This is a genomic window from Anabaena sp. TISTR 8404 (assembly GCF_056847745.1).
This window is the reverse complement of record NZ_CP180578.1, coordinates 5153037-5167635: the sequence shown is the minus strand read 5'-3', so window position 1 is coordinate 5167635 and position 14599 is coordinate 5153037. Positions and strand designations below refer to the sequence as shown.

14 protein-coding genes are annotated in these 14599 nt (G+C 40.7%); 11 read left to right on the top strand and 3 right to left on the bottom strand.

From position 1 onward, the window contains the following. Positions 1 to 172: 172 nt before the first annotated feature. Positions 173 to 436 carry a hypothetical protein gene (locus ACMX3D_RS22390; protein ID WP_482748016.1) on the top strand — a complete coding sequence of 88 codons (264 nt, stop codon included), beginning with the start codon at positions 173 to 175 and terminating at the stop codon, positions 434 to 436. A 278-nt stretch (positions 437 to 714) separates the two neighbouring features. Here the strand turns inward: ACMX3D_RS22390 and ACMX3D_RS22385 are convergent, their stop codons facing one another. After that, positions 715 to 2820 (bottom strand): M3 family metallopeptidase, encoded by a 2106-nt coding sequence (locus ACMX3D_RS22385; protein WP_482748015.1) that lies wholly within the window; start codon positions 2818 to 2820, stop codon positions 715 to 717. Positions 2821 to 3193: 373 nt separating this feature from the next. Here ACMX3D_RS22385 and ACMX3D_RS22380 point away from each other — a divergent pair, with 373 nt between their 5' ends. Then, positions 3194 to 3982, top strand: coding sequence for a dienelactone hydrolase family protein (locus ACMX3D_RS22380; RefSeq protein ID WP_482748014.1), 789 nt, complete (start codon positions 3194 to 3196; stop codon positions 3980 to 3982). Between the two features lie 106 nt (positions 3983 to 4088). Then, on the top strand, positions 4089 to 5075 hold the full coding sequence (locus ACMX3D_RS22375; RefSeq protein WP_482752403.1) for a zinc-dependent alcohol dehydrogenase family protein: 987 nt from the start codon (positions 4089 to 4091) through the stop codon (positions 5073 to 5075). Positions 5076 to 5167: 92 nt separating this feature from the next. Here ACMX3D_RS22375 and ACMX3D_RS22370 read toward each other — a convergent pair whose 3' ends face one another. After that, the gene (locus ACMX3D_RS22370; protein ID WP_229544268.1) at positions 5168 to 5320 is read right to left on the bottom strand and encodes a hypothetical protein; all 153 of its coding nucleotides are present in this window, start codon (positions 5318 to 5320) and stop codon (positions 5168 to 5170) included. Positions 5321 to 5728: 408 nt separating this feature from the next. Between ACMX3D_RS22370 and ACMX3D_RS22365 the strand changes: the two genes are divergently transcribed. The 8 genes from ACMX3D_RS22365 to ACMX3D_RS22330 all read left to right on the top strand — a co-directional run bounded on the left by ACMX3D_RS22365 (position 5729) and on the right by ACMX3D_RS22330 (position 13657). Beyond that, positions 5729 to 7117, top strand: coding sequence for a nicotinate phosphoribosyltransferase (locus tag ACMX3D_RS22365; protein WP_482748013.1), 1389 nt, complete (start codon positions 5729 to 5731; stop codon positions 7115 to 7117). A 5-nt stretch (positions 7118 to 7122) separates the two neighbouring features. After that, positions 7123 to 7722, top strand: a complete 600-nt coding sequence (locus ACMX3D_RS22360) for a nicotinate-nucleotide adenylyltransferase (RefSeq protein ID WP_482752402.1) — start codon at positions 7123 to 7125, stop codon at positions 7720 to 7722. Continuing rightward, entirely contained in the window at positions 7683 to 8429 is a 747-nt protein-coding gene (locus tag ACMX3D_RS22355) for an NUDIX hydrolase (RefSeq protein ID WP_482748012.1), read from the top strand. The genes ACMX3D_RS22360 and ACMX3D_RS22355 overlap by 40 nt, the downstream gene beginning before the upstream one ends. A gap of 145 nt (positions 8430 to 8574) precedes the next feature. Further along, entirely contained in the window at positions 8575 to 10296 is a 1722-nt protein-coding gene (locus ACMX3D_RS22350; RefSeq protein WP_482748011.1) for an NAD+ synthase, read from the top strand. 274 nt (positions 10297 to 10570) lie between these two features. Continuing rightward, positions 10571 to 11476 carry a peptidoglycan-binding protein gene (locus ACMX3D_RS22345; RefSeq protein WP_482748010.1) on the top strand — a complete coding sequence of 302 codons (906 nt, stop codon included), beginning with the start codon at positions 10571 to 10573 and terminating at the stop codon, positions 11474 to 11476. A gap of 543 nt (positions 11477 to 12019) precedes the next feature. After that, positions 12020 to 12181 (top strand): CopG family transcriptional regulator, encoded by a 162-nt coding sequence (locus ACMX3D_RS22340; RefSeq protein ID WP_482748009.1) that lies wholly within the window; start codon positions 12020 to 12022, stop codon positions 12179 to 12181. A 267-nt stretch (positions 12182 to 12448) separates the two neighbouring features. Further along, complete coding sequence (locus tag ACMX3D_RS22335; protein WP_482748008.1) at positions 12449 to 12718, top strand: hypothetical protein; 270 nt, start codon at positions 12449 to 12451, stop codon at positions 12716 to 12718. A gap of 36 nt (positions 12719 to 12754) precedes the next feature. After that, a complete protein-coding gene (locus ACMX3D_RS22330) occupies positions 12755 to 13657 on the top strand; it encodes an ABC transporter ATP-binding protein (RefSeq protein WP_482748007.1) in 903 nt (300 codons plus the stop codon). A gap of 2 nt (positions 13658 to 13659) precedes the next feature. Here ACMX3D_RS22330 and ACMX3D_RS22325 read toward each other — a convergent pair whose 3' ends face one another. After that, a complete protein-coding gene (locus ACMX3D_RS22325) occupies positions 13660 to 14340 on the bottom strand; it encodes a tetratricopeptide repeat protein (RefSeq protein WP_482748006.1) in 681 nt (226 codons plus the stop codon). Positions 14341 to 14599: the final 259 nt, after the last annotated feature.

Here is a 14599-nt window from a genome sequence, read left to right as displayed (position 1 = left end):
AGCTCTAGCTTTAAGTCTTCTAGATAAGAATTAGAAAACTTGAATAAAAATATGGATTTTATGTCTAAAAAAATTACATATTCTTACTTTCGTAAAAAAGACATTGCATATAATGAATAGAGAATCCAATAAATTTAAATTGGATTGTATTTACTTATAATAAATCAAAGCAATGGCAAAAATAGTAATTTATAGCTTGATTTTACTAGAAATCAAGACATATTTACACAATGTAAAAACAGAGCAATTAGAAGCTATCCTAGGAAGTGGCTATCCTTATAATTTTCATATACTTAATGTTACTGACAGCGTCACACTAAATCCTAAAGGAGGAGATAATACATACGAAGCTGTTAACCATTCTGTCAGCTACCATGATAATAAAATTCATACTGTAGACTATTCAAGGTCTATTTACAATAATTTTTTTCGTTAGTTATTGGTAGATATTTAATCACAATCAAAGATTGATTATTTAATCAATGAGCCTTACTAAACAGGATAATTTTCTGTAAATCTTCGCTTCTAAGTAGAAGGACTAAATTAAACCTAACTTGAGATTACCGGGTTTCGACTACGCTCAACCCTCTTCTAGTCAATATATGAGACAAAAAATATTGCCGCGAAAAATCTCTAAATCATTTGTAAAGAACAAGATCCCCGACTTTTTTGAAAAGTCGGGGATTTGAACTAAAACCTTATTTACAAGTACTCTTAAGCTGCTGTGTTTAACAAGCCATTATGCCGCAGCAAAGCTTCTGTGCTGGGTTCCCGTCCCCGGAAGGCTTTGAATATTTCCATTGGGTGCTTGCTACCACCAAGCGCCAACACAGTATCCCGATATAGTTTACCTGTGGCTTGGATAGCTTCTTCATTTTCTAAACCAGCTTCTTCAAAGGCGGCGAAAGCATCAGCACTCAGTACTTCAGCCCACTTGTAGCTGTAGTAACCTGCGGCGTAACCACCGCCAAAGATATGCCCGAAAGCACACAAGAATGAATCTTCGCTTAGGGGTGGTAAAACAGTTGTTGTCTTGGCGATACGATGGCGTACTTGTGCAGGAGTTTCATTACCACCAGGACGATAGCGATCGTGCAATTCTAAATCTACACTGCTAAAGTGAATTTGCCGCAATGTAGCACTACCACTCATGTAATTGCGTGCAGCTAAAAGTTTTTGGTAATAATGTTCTGGTAATGGTTCACCAGTTTTGTAATGCTTTGCCATACCAAACAAAGTTGGGCGTTCATAGCACCAATTTTCCATGAATTGGCTCGGCAGTTCCACAGCATCCCACTCGACATTGTTGATACCTGCGGCGCTGGTGTAATCGACTTTGGTTAGCATGTGATGTAAACCATGCCCAAATTCGTGGAATAATGTCTCCACTTCATCGAAAGTCATTAAACTAGGCTTACCATCGACTGGCGGAGTTTGATTACACACCAAATACGCTACAGGCAACCGGACAGATGCTGCGCCATTATCATCAATTTTGCTGCGGTTAATGCAGACATCCATCCAAGCACCACCCCGCTTCTCAGCGGGACGGCTGTAAGGATCAAGGTAAAAGTAGGCTATGGGTTTACCTGTTTCATCAGCAATTTGAAAATAGCGGACATCTTCATGCCAGACTGGGGCTTGCCCATCGGCAGGGGTGACGGTGACACCAAATAGCCGTTTGACTAGTCCAAATAAGCCATCTAAAACTTGTGGCAATGGAAAATAGGGACGTAATTCTTCAGTTGTAAAGGCGAATTTTTCTTCTCTTTGGCGTTCCGCCCAAAAGCCAATATCCCAGTGTTGTAAATCTTCGGCTTCTGGTGCGCCTTTGGCAGCAGCAAAAGCTTTGAGTTCGGCTAATTCTTTAACAGCAGCCTCATAACTTGCACTCCGCAATTCTTCTAAGAGTGCTTCTACGGCTTGGACATTGGGAGCCATTTTACTAGCAAGGCTTAGCTCAGCAAAATTTTTGTAGCCTAACAAATTTGCTAGTTCTTGCCGTAATTCCAAAATCCGCTCAATTAAGGGATTATTATCTAACTCTCCAGAAGAAGCACGGGTAACATAAGCTTTGTACAACTTTTCGCGCAAATCTCGGCGGGTGCTGTGCTGCATGAACGGGCCATAGCTGGGAAAATCTAAAGTGATGCGCCAAGGGCCATTTTCTGGGGTGGCGTTTTCTTCACCAGCAGCACGGGCAGTTTGGGCGGCTAGGCTAAGTAAACTTTGGGGTAAGCCAGCAACTTCTTCTTTTGTTGTCAGGGTTAAGCTAAAAGCTTTAGTAGCATCTAATACATGATTAGAGAACTTTGTAGATAGTTCTGCTAACTCCATTTGAATGGCATTAAAGCGATCGCGTGCTTCTCCTGATAATCCTACACCCGACAGTTCGGCATCCCGGATGGCAGCTTCGACAATGCGCTGTTGGGCTGGTTCTAAGGTTGACCAGGTATCACTAGCACGGAGTTCTTTAAAAGCATTGTATATAAATTGACTTTGACCCAGTTTGTTGCTGAACTGTACTACTCCGGATTGGACAGTTTCAAAAGCTTCGCGCAGCTGGGGGCTATTCTTCACTCCCATTAAATGGCTGACTATGCCCCAACTCCAGTTCAGCCTTTCTGTTAGTTTTTCTAGAGGTTCAACTAAACCGCTCCAAGTCGGCTGGACATTCGCCTCTAAGGTGGTAAGCTGCTCATCCAGTTCTTTTAATAACTGATCAAAAGCTGGAATTACTTGTTCTGGTTGAATCTCGGTGAAGGGCGGTAAGCCAGTACCTTTCAGCAAGGGATTTTGAGGAATAGTGACTGCACTCATGGTGTTATGTAGCTTGCGGGCTAAATATTTCTATATATCTTCTAATGTAGCGATCGCTCTTGCTTTTAGCTTTGCCAAAATGCCGAAATAACCGAATGTATATAGCAGGGAACAGGGAGCAGGGAACCTGACTTTTCACGGGATCTGGAAAACCCCTCTCCAAACCTCTCCCCTACAAGGAGAGAGGCTTTAATTGCTCCCCCTTCCCTTGAAGGGAAGGGGGCTGGGGGGTTAGGTCTGGCGTTAACTTTTCCACATGACGTGAAAAGTCAGGTAGGGAACAGGGAACAGGTTTGTTTTCCTGGGTCTATCGTTTTTGTCTTTTTTCCAGGGATAATCATTCCAGATTACTATTTATACTGGACATCCTCAGATGAAACTACTGCTTTGCGCTTTGATTACACCTGTAGCTGTGTTATTGACTGCTACACAAACATTGGCAGCAATTAAAACACAGAATGTTGAGTATAAACAAGGAAATACAGTTTTACAAGGCTATCTAGCTTACGATGATGCTATTAAAGGTAAACGTCCTGGGGTTTTGGTAGTACATGAATGGAATGGCTTGCAATCTTACGCCAAAAAGCGTACAGAACAATTAGCCAAAATGGGCTATGTTGCCTTTGCTGCTGATATTTATGGCAAAGGTATTAGACCGAAAAATACCGAAGAGTCAGGGAAACAAGCTACTATTTATCGGCAAAACCGTCAATTGTTGCGCGATCGCGCTAACGCTGGGTTAAAAGTATTACAATCTAATCCGCTAACTGATGTCAAACGCATTGCGGCGATCGGTTACTGCTTTGGTGGTGGTACAGTATTAGAACTCGCCCGTAGTGGTGCAAATATTGCAGGTGTAGTCAGTTTTCACGGTAACCTCGATACACCAAACCCTAACGATGCCAAAAATATCAAAGCCAAAGTATTAGTATTACATGGTGCTGATGATCCATTTGTACCAGAAGAACAAGTCAAAGCTTTTGAAAACGAAATGCGTCAAGCTAATGTAGACTGGCAACTAATTTCTTATGGTGGTGCAGTACATGGCTTTACTAACCCAGACAATAAAGGTGAGCTAAAAGGAGCATTATATAATCCCATTGCAGATCAACGTTCTTGGCAAGATATGCGGCAATTTTTTGCCGAAATATTTCGCAAATAAAAATTCAGGAGTGGGAATTTCATAGTCCAGAGATAGAAGAAAAATTTTTATCCTGAGCTATATAGTGAGTACTCATCCCTACTCACTACTCCCCACTCCCATCGTTATGCGTGCAATGCTTTTAGATGCACCAAATCAACCTCTGCATTTAGCTGAGTTACCCATACCTCAACCCAATTCCGAACAAGTTCTGATTCGAGTTCATGCTTGTGCGGTTTGCCGCACAGATTTACATATTGTTGATGGAGAATTAACTCATCCCAAATTGCCTTTAATACTAGGGCATCAAATCGTCGGTACTATCGAGGCATTGGGGGCAAATGTTGATAAATTTCATGTCGGTCAACGAGTGGGAGTTCCTTGGTTAGGGCATACTTGCGATCGCTGTCATTATTGTCGCTCCGGTCGAGAAAATCTCTGTGATTTTGCTGAATTTACTGGCTATAACCTCGATGGTGGCTATGCAGAATATACCGTAGCCGATTACCGTTTTTGCTTTCCCCTCGACCCTAGCTTTCCTGACTTACAAGCTGCACCTTTATTATGTGGTGGCTTAATTGGTTATCGCGCTTACAGTATGACAGGCGATGCCGAAAAAATTGGTTTTTATGGGTTTGGTTCCGCTGCCCATATTTTAATTCAACTAGCACGCTATCAAGGTCGTCAAGTTTTTGCTTTTACCCGTTCTGGAGATATTGCCGGACAAGAATTCGCCCGTCAACTAGGTGCAACTTGGGCTGGTGACTCAGAAATATTACCACCAGAACCTTTAGATGCAGCAATAATTTTTGCCCCTGTAGGTAAGTTAGTGCCAGCTGCTTTACGTGCAGTAGCCAAAGGTGGAGTCGTGGTTTGTGCCGGCATTCACATGAGTGATATTCCTGCATTTCCTTATGAAATTCTTTGGGAAGAAAGAATGTTGCGGTCTGTGGCTAATTTAACTCGCAAAGATGGTGAAGAATTTCTCGCCTTAGCACCTAAAGTTCCTATTCAAACTGAGGTGAATGCTTTTCCTCTTACACAAGCAAATGAAGCTTTGAATGCTCTGCGTAGTGGTCAAATTGAGGGTTCGGCTGTTTTAGTCATTGATTAAAAATCAGGAAATTGTCTCTATTTCTGCCTAATAAAAAGGCTTAAGCTTTTGGCTCAAGCCTTTTACTCACTCATACCTAAATCTGCCATGATCTACCAACTATCTGCTGTACCTTTTTTATAAGGTTCACCTGTAAAAGGTTGCACCCCAATATTAGGATATTGATCATCAGTAGGGCCAAAAATTCGCATTGCGGCTTCAGAGATATACTCGGTTATCCTAGCAATGATATTGGAAATAGCCATACTCTAAGACTCCTTATTTTTGAGTCAGTTTTATAGTTATTTTTCTACTTTAATTCCATATTCTCGTATCGCTCAGACTCTCAATATATTGAGAATTTATGCAATACTTTTTCAGATTGCTTTGCAATACTTTAGGTTGTCCAAAAAGTTTAAAGTTTCTCTTCAATTTCAATTATAACAAAACTCTTCATTCAACCTGTTTATTTCACAGACATTGGTGTTTTTAGTATTTGGTTATTAATAAATAAAACTATTAAAAAAGATTAAATATTTGCATAAACAATAATTAAAGTAATGGATTTATGTTGTTTTAGTGAAGTAGACACCTGAAATTTGTTGAGTGGTTGACATTATTTATGGTAAAAACTACCATAATAAAAAGCAGCATTCTTGTAAGGACGCTCTTACATGACAACTATCCCAGACTTGGACAGTTACCAGTGCCAAGACCTGACACTCTCTGCGGCTGATTACAGCTTGCTTACTGACCTTTATCAGCTGACAATGGCAGCTTGTTATATAGGTGAAGGATTAGAAGAAAAACGGGCTAGTTTTGAGTTATTTGTGAGGCGATCGCCAGAAAATTTTGGCTATTTAATTGCAATGGGTTTAGAGCAAGCTCTGGCATATTTAGAAAAGTTAAGTTTTAATCATTCTCAGATTGCCGCTTTACAGGCGACAGGAATTTTTGCTCATGCAAGCGATCGCTTTTGGTCATTGCTTGCTGAGGGTAAGTTTACTGGTGATGTCTGGGCAGTACCCGAAGGCACAGCGGTATTTGCTAATGAGCCATTGTTGCGCATTGAAGCACCTTTATGGCAAGCCCAACTAGTAGAAACTTACCTCTTAAATACACTCAATTATCAAACTTTAATTGCCACCAGAGCCGCGCGTCTGCGTGATGTTGCTGGGGAAGAAGCAAAACTTCTAGAGTTTGGTGCGCGGCGGGCATTCAGTCCCCAAGGTGCTTTGTGGGCAGCACGGGCAGCTTTGGCAGGCGGATTAGATGCTACCTCCAATGTGTTAGCAGCACTACAACTAGGTCAAAAACCAAGTGGTACGATGGCTCACGCATTAGTCATGGCGTTGTCTGCGATGGAAGGCAGTGAAGCCGAAGCTTTTACGGCTTTTCATCGCTATTTTCCCGGTGCGTCATTATTAATTGACACTTACGATACCATCGCGGCAGCCGAACATTTAGCGGCAAAAGTCAATGCAGGAGAAATGGAATTATCGGGAGTTAGGCTGGACTCAGGGGATTTGGTGAGTTTGTCCAAACAAGTGCGATCGCTTTTACCAAATGTGCCAATTGTAGCCAGTGGCGACTTGGATGAGTGGGAAATTGCCAGACTTAAAGCGGCTGGTGCAGTAATTGATACCTATGGGGTGGGAACACGACTCGTGACAGGTACACCTGTCAACGGAGTTTATAAACTCGTGGAAATCGATGGCATCCCAGTGATGAAACAGTCTAGCGGTAAGGTGACTTATCCAGGACGTAAGCAGATTTTTCGGTCGTTTGCAGAAGGCAAGGCAAAAGCTGATAGGTTGGGGTTAATTACAGAAACGCCGCTATCAGAAACTCCTTTACTGCAATTGGTAGTGAAGGAAGGCAAACGAATGCAATTGCCAGAAACCTTGGCAACAATTCGCCAACAAACTGCGGCAACAGTAGCAAGCTTACCAGAGGAGACACGACGGTTGACAAATCCTGTTGCTTTACAGGTGGAGATTTCTGCTGGCTTGCAGGAGTTGACTGAGGAGACTAGAAAGCAAATCGCAAAAAACGCAAAATAATTATGATGAGAATTGCTTTATTTGGTACAAGTGCTGATCCACCAACTGCTGGGCATCAAGAGATTTTAAGATGGTTGTCTGAACATTATGATTGGGTGGCTGTTTGGGCGGCGGATAATCCGTTTAAGTCTCATCAAACGCCACTAGAACACCGGGCGGCGATGTTGCGACTGTTGATTGCGGATATGGATACACCAGGACATAACGTTGCAGTTTCGCAGGATTTGAGTAGCTGGCGGACGCTGGAAACAGTGGAAAAAGCAAAACAGCATTGGGGCGAAAATGCAGAATACACTTTAGTAATTGGTTCAGATTTGATCAATCAACTACCACGCTGGTATAAAATTGAAGATTTATTACAACAAGTGCAACTCTTGATTGTGCCAAGACCAGGATATGCCATAGAAGAGTCTAGCTTAGAAACTATCGAACAACTAGGAGGAAAAATTGCGATCGCTACCCTCACAGGTTTAGATGTATCCTCAACAGCTTATCGTGAACATGGAGATACTGAAGCCCTCATAGCTCCGATTGTTGCCTATATTCATCAACAGCATTTGTACAAATGCCAGGACGCAACCACAAAAAGATTCCAACTCCGCTAAATCAACAACCTTTGGCTGATTTTAAAGTAGGTGTTGATAATGTAATTTTTTCTGTAGATACTGCCCAAAATCGACTGTTGGTTCTCTTAGTCATGCGACAGCAAGAACCATTTCTCAATTATTGGAGTCTTCCTGGTACATTAGTGCGTCAAGGCGAATCTCTAGAAGATGCAGCCTATCGCATTATGGCTGAGAAAATCAGAGTCAACAATCTTTATTTAGAACAGTTGTATACCTTTGGCGGGCCAAATCGCGATCCAAGAGAAGAAACTAGCAGTTATGGCGTGCGTTATTTATCGGTTAGTTATTTTGCCCTCGTCAGATTTGAAGAAGCAGAATTAATTGCTGATAAAGTATCTGGAATTGCTTGGTATCCCGTAAAGCAAGTGCCACAATTAGCCTTCGACCATAATGAAGTTTTGGCTTATGGTCACAGACGACTGCGAAACAAATTAGAGTACAGCCCAGTTGCGTTTGAAGTTTTACCAGAAATGTTTACTTTAAACGATTTGTATCAGTTATACACAACAGTTTTGGGGGAAAACTTTTCCGATTATTCTAATTTTCGGGCGCGTCTACTCAAATTAGGTTTTTTGTGCGATACCGGAATAAAGGTATCACGCGGTGCTGGCCGTCCAGCTAGTTTATATAAATTCAACGCTGAGGCGTTTGCACCATTTAAAGATAAACCTTTGGTGTTTATATAAAGTGTGAAGTCTGAAGTCTGAAAAAAGTTTGTAGGATGAAAGTCCAAAAGCTGAATATGAAAAACTAAAGCATAAAATTTACACTTCATACTTCATACTTCATACTTTACACTTCACACTTCACATTTCATACTTCATACTTCATATGAAAATAGCGATCGCTCAACTTAATCCTACAATTGGTGACATCCCAGGAAATGCCCAAAACATTCTCCTAGCAGCACAACAGGCAGTAAAAGCAGGCGCACGTTTATTATTAACCCCAGAACTTTCTTTGTGTGGTTATCCGCCAAGGGATTTATTACTAAATCCCAGTTTTGTCTCTGCTATGGGCATAACATTACAACAATTAGCCCAAGATTTACCTCCTAAATTGGCTGTGTTAGTAGGAACGGTTGAACCAAATACTAAATCTCATCTCACTGGCGGTAAAAGTTTATTTAATAGTATTGCTTTATTGGAAGAAGGCAAAGTCAAGCAAATTTTTTACAAGCGGCTTTTGCCAACGTATGATGTATTTGACGAAGATCGTTATTTTGAACCAGGTTTGCAAGCTAATTATTTCAGCTTAGATAATATCGATATTGGTGTAACTATTTGCGAAGATTTATGGAACGACGAAGAATTTTGGGGCAAACGTAGTTATGCCGTCAATCCGATTGCAGACTTAGCAATTTTAGGCGTAGATTTAATTGTTAATTTATCGGCTTCACCCTACAGCGTCGGCAAACCACAGTTTCGAGAATCTATGCTTAAGCATAGTGCCGTGCGTTTTCAACAACCAATGATTTATGTCAACCAAGTAGGCGGTAATGATGATTTGATATTCGATGGCTATAGTTTTGCCTTGAATGGTCAAGGCGAAATTATGTGCCGCGCCCGTGGTTTTGCTACTGACTTGGTAAATGTCGAATTTAACGAAAAAGAACGAGATTTGCAGTTAAGTTCTTTAATGCCTGCTTGTGAATCAGAAGAAGAGGAAATTTGGCAAGCTTTAGTCTTGGGTGTGAAAGATTATGCACTTAAATGCCGTTTTTCTAAAGTAGTATTAGGTTTAAGCGGTGGTATAGATTCGGCATTAGTAGCAGCGATTGCTACAGCTGCCCTTGGTAAAGAAAATGTCCTCGGTGTCCTCATGCCTTCCCCTTACAGTTCCGAACATTCTGTCAGTGATGCTTTAGCATTAGGCAAAAACTTAGGGATTGAAACCACTATCTTACCGATAGGCGAACTCATGCAAGGCTTTGATCACAGTCTAGCTAATTTGTTTGCTGGCACAGAATTTGGCATCGCCGAAGAGAATATTCAATCGCGGATTCGCGGTAACTTATTAATGGCGATCGCTAACAAATTTGGTTATCTATTATTATCCACTGGCAACAAGTCAGAAATGGCTGTTGGTTACTGTACCCTCTACGGCGACATGAACGGCGGGTTAGCAGTCATAGCCGATGTTCCCAAAACCCGCGTTTATAAAATTTGCCACTGGTTAAACTCTTATCCCTCAGCACTCACAAGTGAAGTAATTCCCCAAAATATACTAACCAAAGCACCCAGTGCCGAACTCAAACCCGGCCAAGTTGACCAAGATTCTCTCCCACCCTACGAAGTTTTAGACGACATCTTGCAACGCTTCATTCATGACCATGAATCAGCAGCACAGATAGTTGCAGCAGGTCACGACCCGATGATTGTAGACAGAGTAATTCAAATGGTTGCCCGTGCTGAATTTAAACGGCGGCAAGCACCCCCCGGATTGAAAATTACTGACCGCGCCTTTGGTACCGGGTGGCGAATGCCAATTGCTAGTAGCTGGGTAGCAATCAAAAACGCTTATCAAGCAAGATCCATCCCTACCCCTACCTAAAGTAGTGAATCTAGTTAAGGTAGGCTTTGCTATAGTTTTTACAATTTATCCTCAGATATTACGGAAGCAATACCTAGTTAAAGAACTGCTGAATTCTGTATTTTTCATAAAATACAGAATCATTTTTGCGTAAACTACAGAAGTCGCCTTGAATCGTAAAGTAATACTAAAAATCGCGGTCGAAATTTTTAGCCGCGAGTATAGTTTCAAACATCATTCACCATTATGGAAATGATGTTTATACCTAGTTCTAACTAAGCGAAGATAGGTGCATATGAAATTACAAGATTTCTTAGGTAAAGAAGAAAAGTGGGGATTTGAGGCGATCGCAAAAGATGAAGAATTGACTCGCCAAATTCAGATATTATTAATTGGCTTAGGTTTATTAGAACCACCAGCTGATGCTAAATTTGGCCCTGTTACTGCTGGTGCGCTCAAAAAATTTCAAGAATTACAGAAAATTGATGAGCCAGATTATGTAGGTGCAGTTACAGCCAAAGAATTAATTGAAACTAAACCAGATGAACTACCTAAACCACCATTAAAATTAGGTAATGACATTGCCAGCAGAATTTTTAAATATATGCTGGCACAAAATTATCAGGTGTTTACTGGCCCTAAAGAATACAACATTGTTTATGTTGAAGGTATAGATGGTGACTGGAATCTGAATAGTGATGCACCCAATCAGTTTAATGATCGCCGCATTGTGATTGAAGTAGTAGATGGTATTCCTAAAATTGTCGATCATTGGCAAGCTACCACCGAACCAGGCAGATATTACACACTAAATCCGTTAAATCCCGGAGGTGCTGCCAGAATTAAGTTTGGACAATACAAAGCCTGGGCTGTTGGTATGCACGGCAATGCAGAACGTCACGAAGCATTAGTACAAGTTGCACCAATTACTGTTTGTCGTGATTTTAATAAAGATTTTCAACGCACTGGCGATAAACTAGATACTGGTCTGTTCGCCGTGAATCAACACTGGGGTTATGATGCACCCAGTAATGATATTAAAAATGCTAGTGCTGGTTGTCTTGTAGGCCGGATGCGCCAAGGACACCGTGAATTTATGTCAATTATTAAACAAGACCGTCGCTATGTAGCCAACAATGACTATGTATTCTATACAACAGTGATTCCTGGCGATGATTTATTGAAGAAGTTTCCAGGATAAACTCTTAGCTCTGAATATCTCCTTCAATATACGTGTGCCTTGTGCAATCTTGGCACACTCATTGTATTTGTTATAGCGGTACAGATGTTCCAACCTCCTGCGGAGGGCAATTCTTCCCCAGCTCTCCTTTCTGGTGAATGCTCGAACAAAAAAATAGATGAGATCAGGAAAATATCCAGTCTGCAAGCACGCGATCGCTATTCACAACACTTCATTTGACTGTTTACATCTTGGAAAGTTCAAATATAACAACTAAAGCTATTGAGGAGGACATCATCACTGAAAAAAGTGTCGTTTCTTCTGTAGTTATACCAAATTTTCAAGTAAATAATTGGTTTTAGTTTATACGTTATTCACAGTAACTTGCTTTAAATCACCTGAATTTCATAATTTAAAAGTTACTTAAACACTTCACCACGCTTTTAAAAATTATAGGATTTTCTTTATAGCTTCTTGAATGTAATCTCCTGATTCCTATCATTGTAATAATAAGCTAACTGATTGATAGTAGAAAAGTAGTTTAAAGCATAGACTTTTTTAATCATGAATAAAAAATGGGCTGTTAAAAGATTAACAATTAACCTCACATCCGGTGAAGCAGAAAGGTTAGAAAAATACTGTTCAACAACAGGAAGACCAGCAACTGATGTAATTCGAGAGTTAATTCGCTCCTTAAATATAGAAGAAGCATCAAATGCAAATTGAAGGGCATAGCTAGATGCTTACGGCTATAAGCTGGCTCATATAATGGTGATTGCTGTTTTCATGAAAAACTAACTTAAATAGCTAAGAAAACAGCTAAACTAACTTCATAGTTCAGTGTTCGCACTACCACAGGCTAAAGCTATAAATTCCTAGCTATCTGCTGAAACATTTCTCTGGCAATTCATCATTAATGTTGATGTGGTTCTTAAGTTTGCAGCGAGAAGCGGGATTAAATACTAAATCGTAAAAGCAACAATTGACCAAAACATGGATTTCATCAACCAAGTACGAAAGTTGGCAGATACAGCCAGAGGTAAAGTTCAAGAAGCGGCAACTAATACAGCCAATGGGATAGAAGAGGTAGTTGATGGAATTAAAAGTAATACTGTAGAGATTACTACCGCAAGTATTCATGCAATTACTAATTTACCTGCAACAGCACAGCAAGGATTTCAAACTGTAAAAAATTTCAGTCAAGCATTTGAAGAGACTGCTATTAGGGATATGAGGAAGTTTAGGAGTATGCTCAACGAATGATACTCTATGTGATAAACCGATATAAGTAAATTATCCATGACTGCTGCTGTTCTGTTAGAAAATGTATTCAAGTTTTACAACAACGTTCCTGTAGTTAACGATTTATCATTTGCGATCGCACCTGGAGAAATCTTTGCTCTACTTGGCCCTAATGGTGCTGGCAAATCAACCACAATCCGGATGTTAACTACACTAACAAAGCCATCTCAAGGACACATACAAGTGGCTGGCTATGATGTTGTCAGACAACCAATACAAGCAAAACAGAATATTGGTGTTGTATTACAGCAAACTAGTATAGATGGCGATTTAAGCGTCTGGGAAAATATGGAACTGCATGGGCGGCTACATCATATAGCCAACCCACAACGACAACGACTGATTAATCAGTGGCTAGAGTATGTGGAACTAGCAGACAGAAAAGATGATTTGGTAAAAACTCTGTCTGGAGGAATGAAACGACGGTTACAAATAGCTAGGGCTTTGCTACACCGACCACAAATTTTATTTTTGGATGAACCAACTGTGGGATTAGACCCCCAAACTCGCAGGCGATTGTGGGAGATTATTCGGGATCTGAACAAGCAAGGGATGACAATGTTACTGACAACTCATTATATGGATGAAGTCGAGTATTTATGTGGAGCTTTTGAAACTGCTCAGCCAGGACGCATCGGTATTATGGATAGTGGCAAACTTATATCTTTAGGAACGCTTCAACAGTTGCGTTCTGCTCACGGTGAAGGTTTGGTAATGAAACAACTAGGTATCACCGCAGCGGGGAATGACAGCGCCCGACGCTGGGAATATTTATTTTTCCCTTCTTTAGAAGAAGCAAACAATTATCTCAATCAACAGCCTGATAAAACCGGAATGATGGTGCGTCCCTCTAATTTGGAAGATATTTTTGTGGAACTAACTGGACGACAGTTAGATTGATTTCAACCTCCTAACTCCCGCAGCATTGCTTCTACTCTGTCAACTCCATCGGCGTTATTTTGCCGTTGGTATAAACTACGAGCTTTTTGCAGTAAGCTATTTGCTTGCTTTGTCTGGCGACGTTGTTTAAACATTGCAGCCATAAACTCATATATCTGCGGATTGTTCCGATCTAGATTAATAGCTTGCTCGTATGCCCAATTAGCTGCTTCATAATCTCCCAAACGAGCTTGGGTGACTCCTAATCCCAGATAGGCATTTATGTTACTACGGTTCAATTGAATGGCACGACGGTAAGCATCTCTAGATCCTTTAGTGTCACCTAGATTACCTTTGATGTAACCTACAGCATAAAAGAAATCACTATTGTCAGGGTCGAGACCCAAAGCCCGACGATAAGCCACTAGTGCAGCTTGGAAATTTCCTTGTTGGGCGTACAAGTAACCCATCCCAGAATAGACTTTGGCATTCTTCGGATCAAGGGTAGCGGCTCTTTGATATGTAGCGATCGCTCCAGCATAATCACCAGCATCAACTTGTCTGCGACCTTCTTCAAACAGTTCCTTTAACTCTGGATTTTTCGCTTGTGCTACTACTACCTGAGCCTGAACTGTCGAAGGAATAGCAGCAGCACTACATCCTAATAACAAAACACTAACTATAACTGATATGCGCTTGTACACAGTAAATTTCCTGAACTTCTAGCGAACTTTTTTCTTGTACATTAAAACAAAAATATGGATTTTTGAAAACTGTATTTATCCTGTTTTACAAAATATTAATAATTGGTAAACCCAAAAGCTGTAGATTCCCCGAAATAGCTAGAGTTTTTACTGAAACATAGCTCTGCAAGTATTAAATATTCAGTATACTCCACATCTCAACGTCAATACTGTTCATAGCATACTTAAGTCTTTTTTTGTTAACGACTATCATTGCGGC

Bases quoted from the DNA above. Each gene is read 5' to 3' on its own strand.
- ACMX3D_RS22345 (WP_482748010.1), top strand. From the start codon at position 10,571: ATGAAATTACAAGATTTCTTAGGTAAAGAAGAAAAGTGGGGATTTGAG.
- ACMX3D_RS22335 (WP_482748008.1), top strand. From the start codon at position 12,449: ATGGATTTCATCAACCAAGTACGAAAGTTGGCAGATACAGCCAGAGGT.
- ACMX3D_RS22385 (WP_482748015.1), bottom strand. From the start codon at position 2,820: ATGAGTGCAGTCACTATTCCTCAAAATCCCTTGCTGAAAGGTACTGGC.
- ACMX3D_RS22365 (WP_482748013.1), top strand. From the start codon at position 5,729: ATGACAACTATCCCAGACTTGGACAGTTACCAGTGCCAAGACCTGACA.
- ACMX3D_RS22350 (WP_482748011.1), top strand. From the start codon at position 8,575: ATGAAAATAGCGATCGCTCAACTTAATCCTACAATTGGTGACATCCCA.
- ACMX3D_RS22340 (WP_482748009.1), top strand. From the start codon at position 12,020: ATGAATAAAAAATGGGCTGTTAAAAGATTAACAATTAACCTCACATCC.
- ACMX3D_RS22390 (WP_482748016.1), top strand. From the start codon at position 173: ATGGCAAAAATAGTAATTTATAGCTTGATTTTACTAGAAATCAAGACA.
- ACMX3D_RS22330 (WP_482748007.1), top strand. From the start codon at position 12,755: ATGACTGCTGCTGTTCTGTTAGAAAATGTATTCAAGTTTTACAACAAC.
- ACMX3D_RS22355 (WP_482748012.1), top strand. From the start codon at position 7,683: ATGCCAGGACGCAACCACAAAAAGATTCCAACTCCGCTAAATCAACAA.
- ACMX3D_RS22380 (WP_482748014.1), top strand. From the start codon at position 3,194: ATGAAACTACTGCTTTGCGCTTTGATTACACCTGTAGCTGTGTTATTG.
- ACMX3D_RS22375 (WP_482752403.1), top strand. From the start codon at position 4,089: ATGCGTGCAATGCTTTTAGATGCACCAAATCAACCTCTGCATTTAGCT.
- ACMX3D_RS22360 (WP_482752402.1), top strand. From the start codon at position 7,123: ATGAGAATTGCTTTATTTGGTACAAGTGCTGATCCACCAACTGCTGGG.
- ACMX3D_RS22370 (WP_229544268.1), bottom strand. From the start codon at position 5,320: ATGGCTATTTCCAATATCATTGCTAGGATAACCGAGTATATCTCTGAA.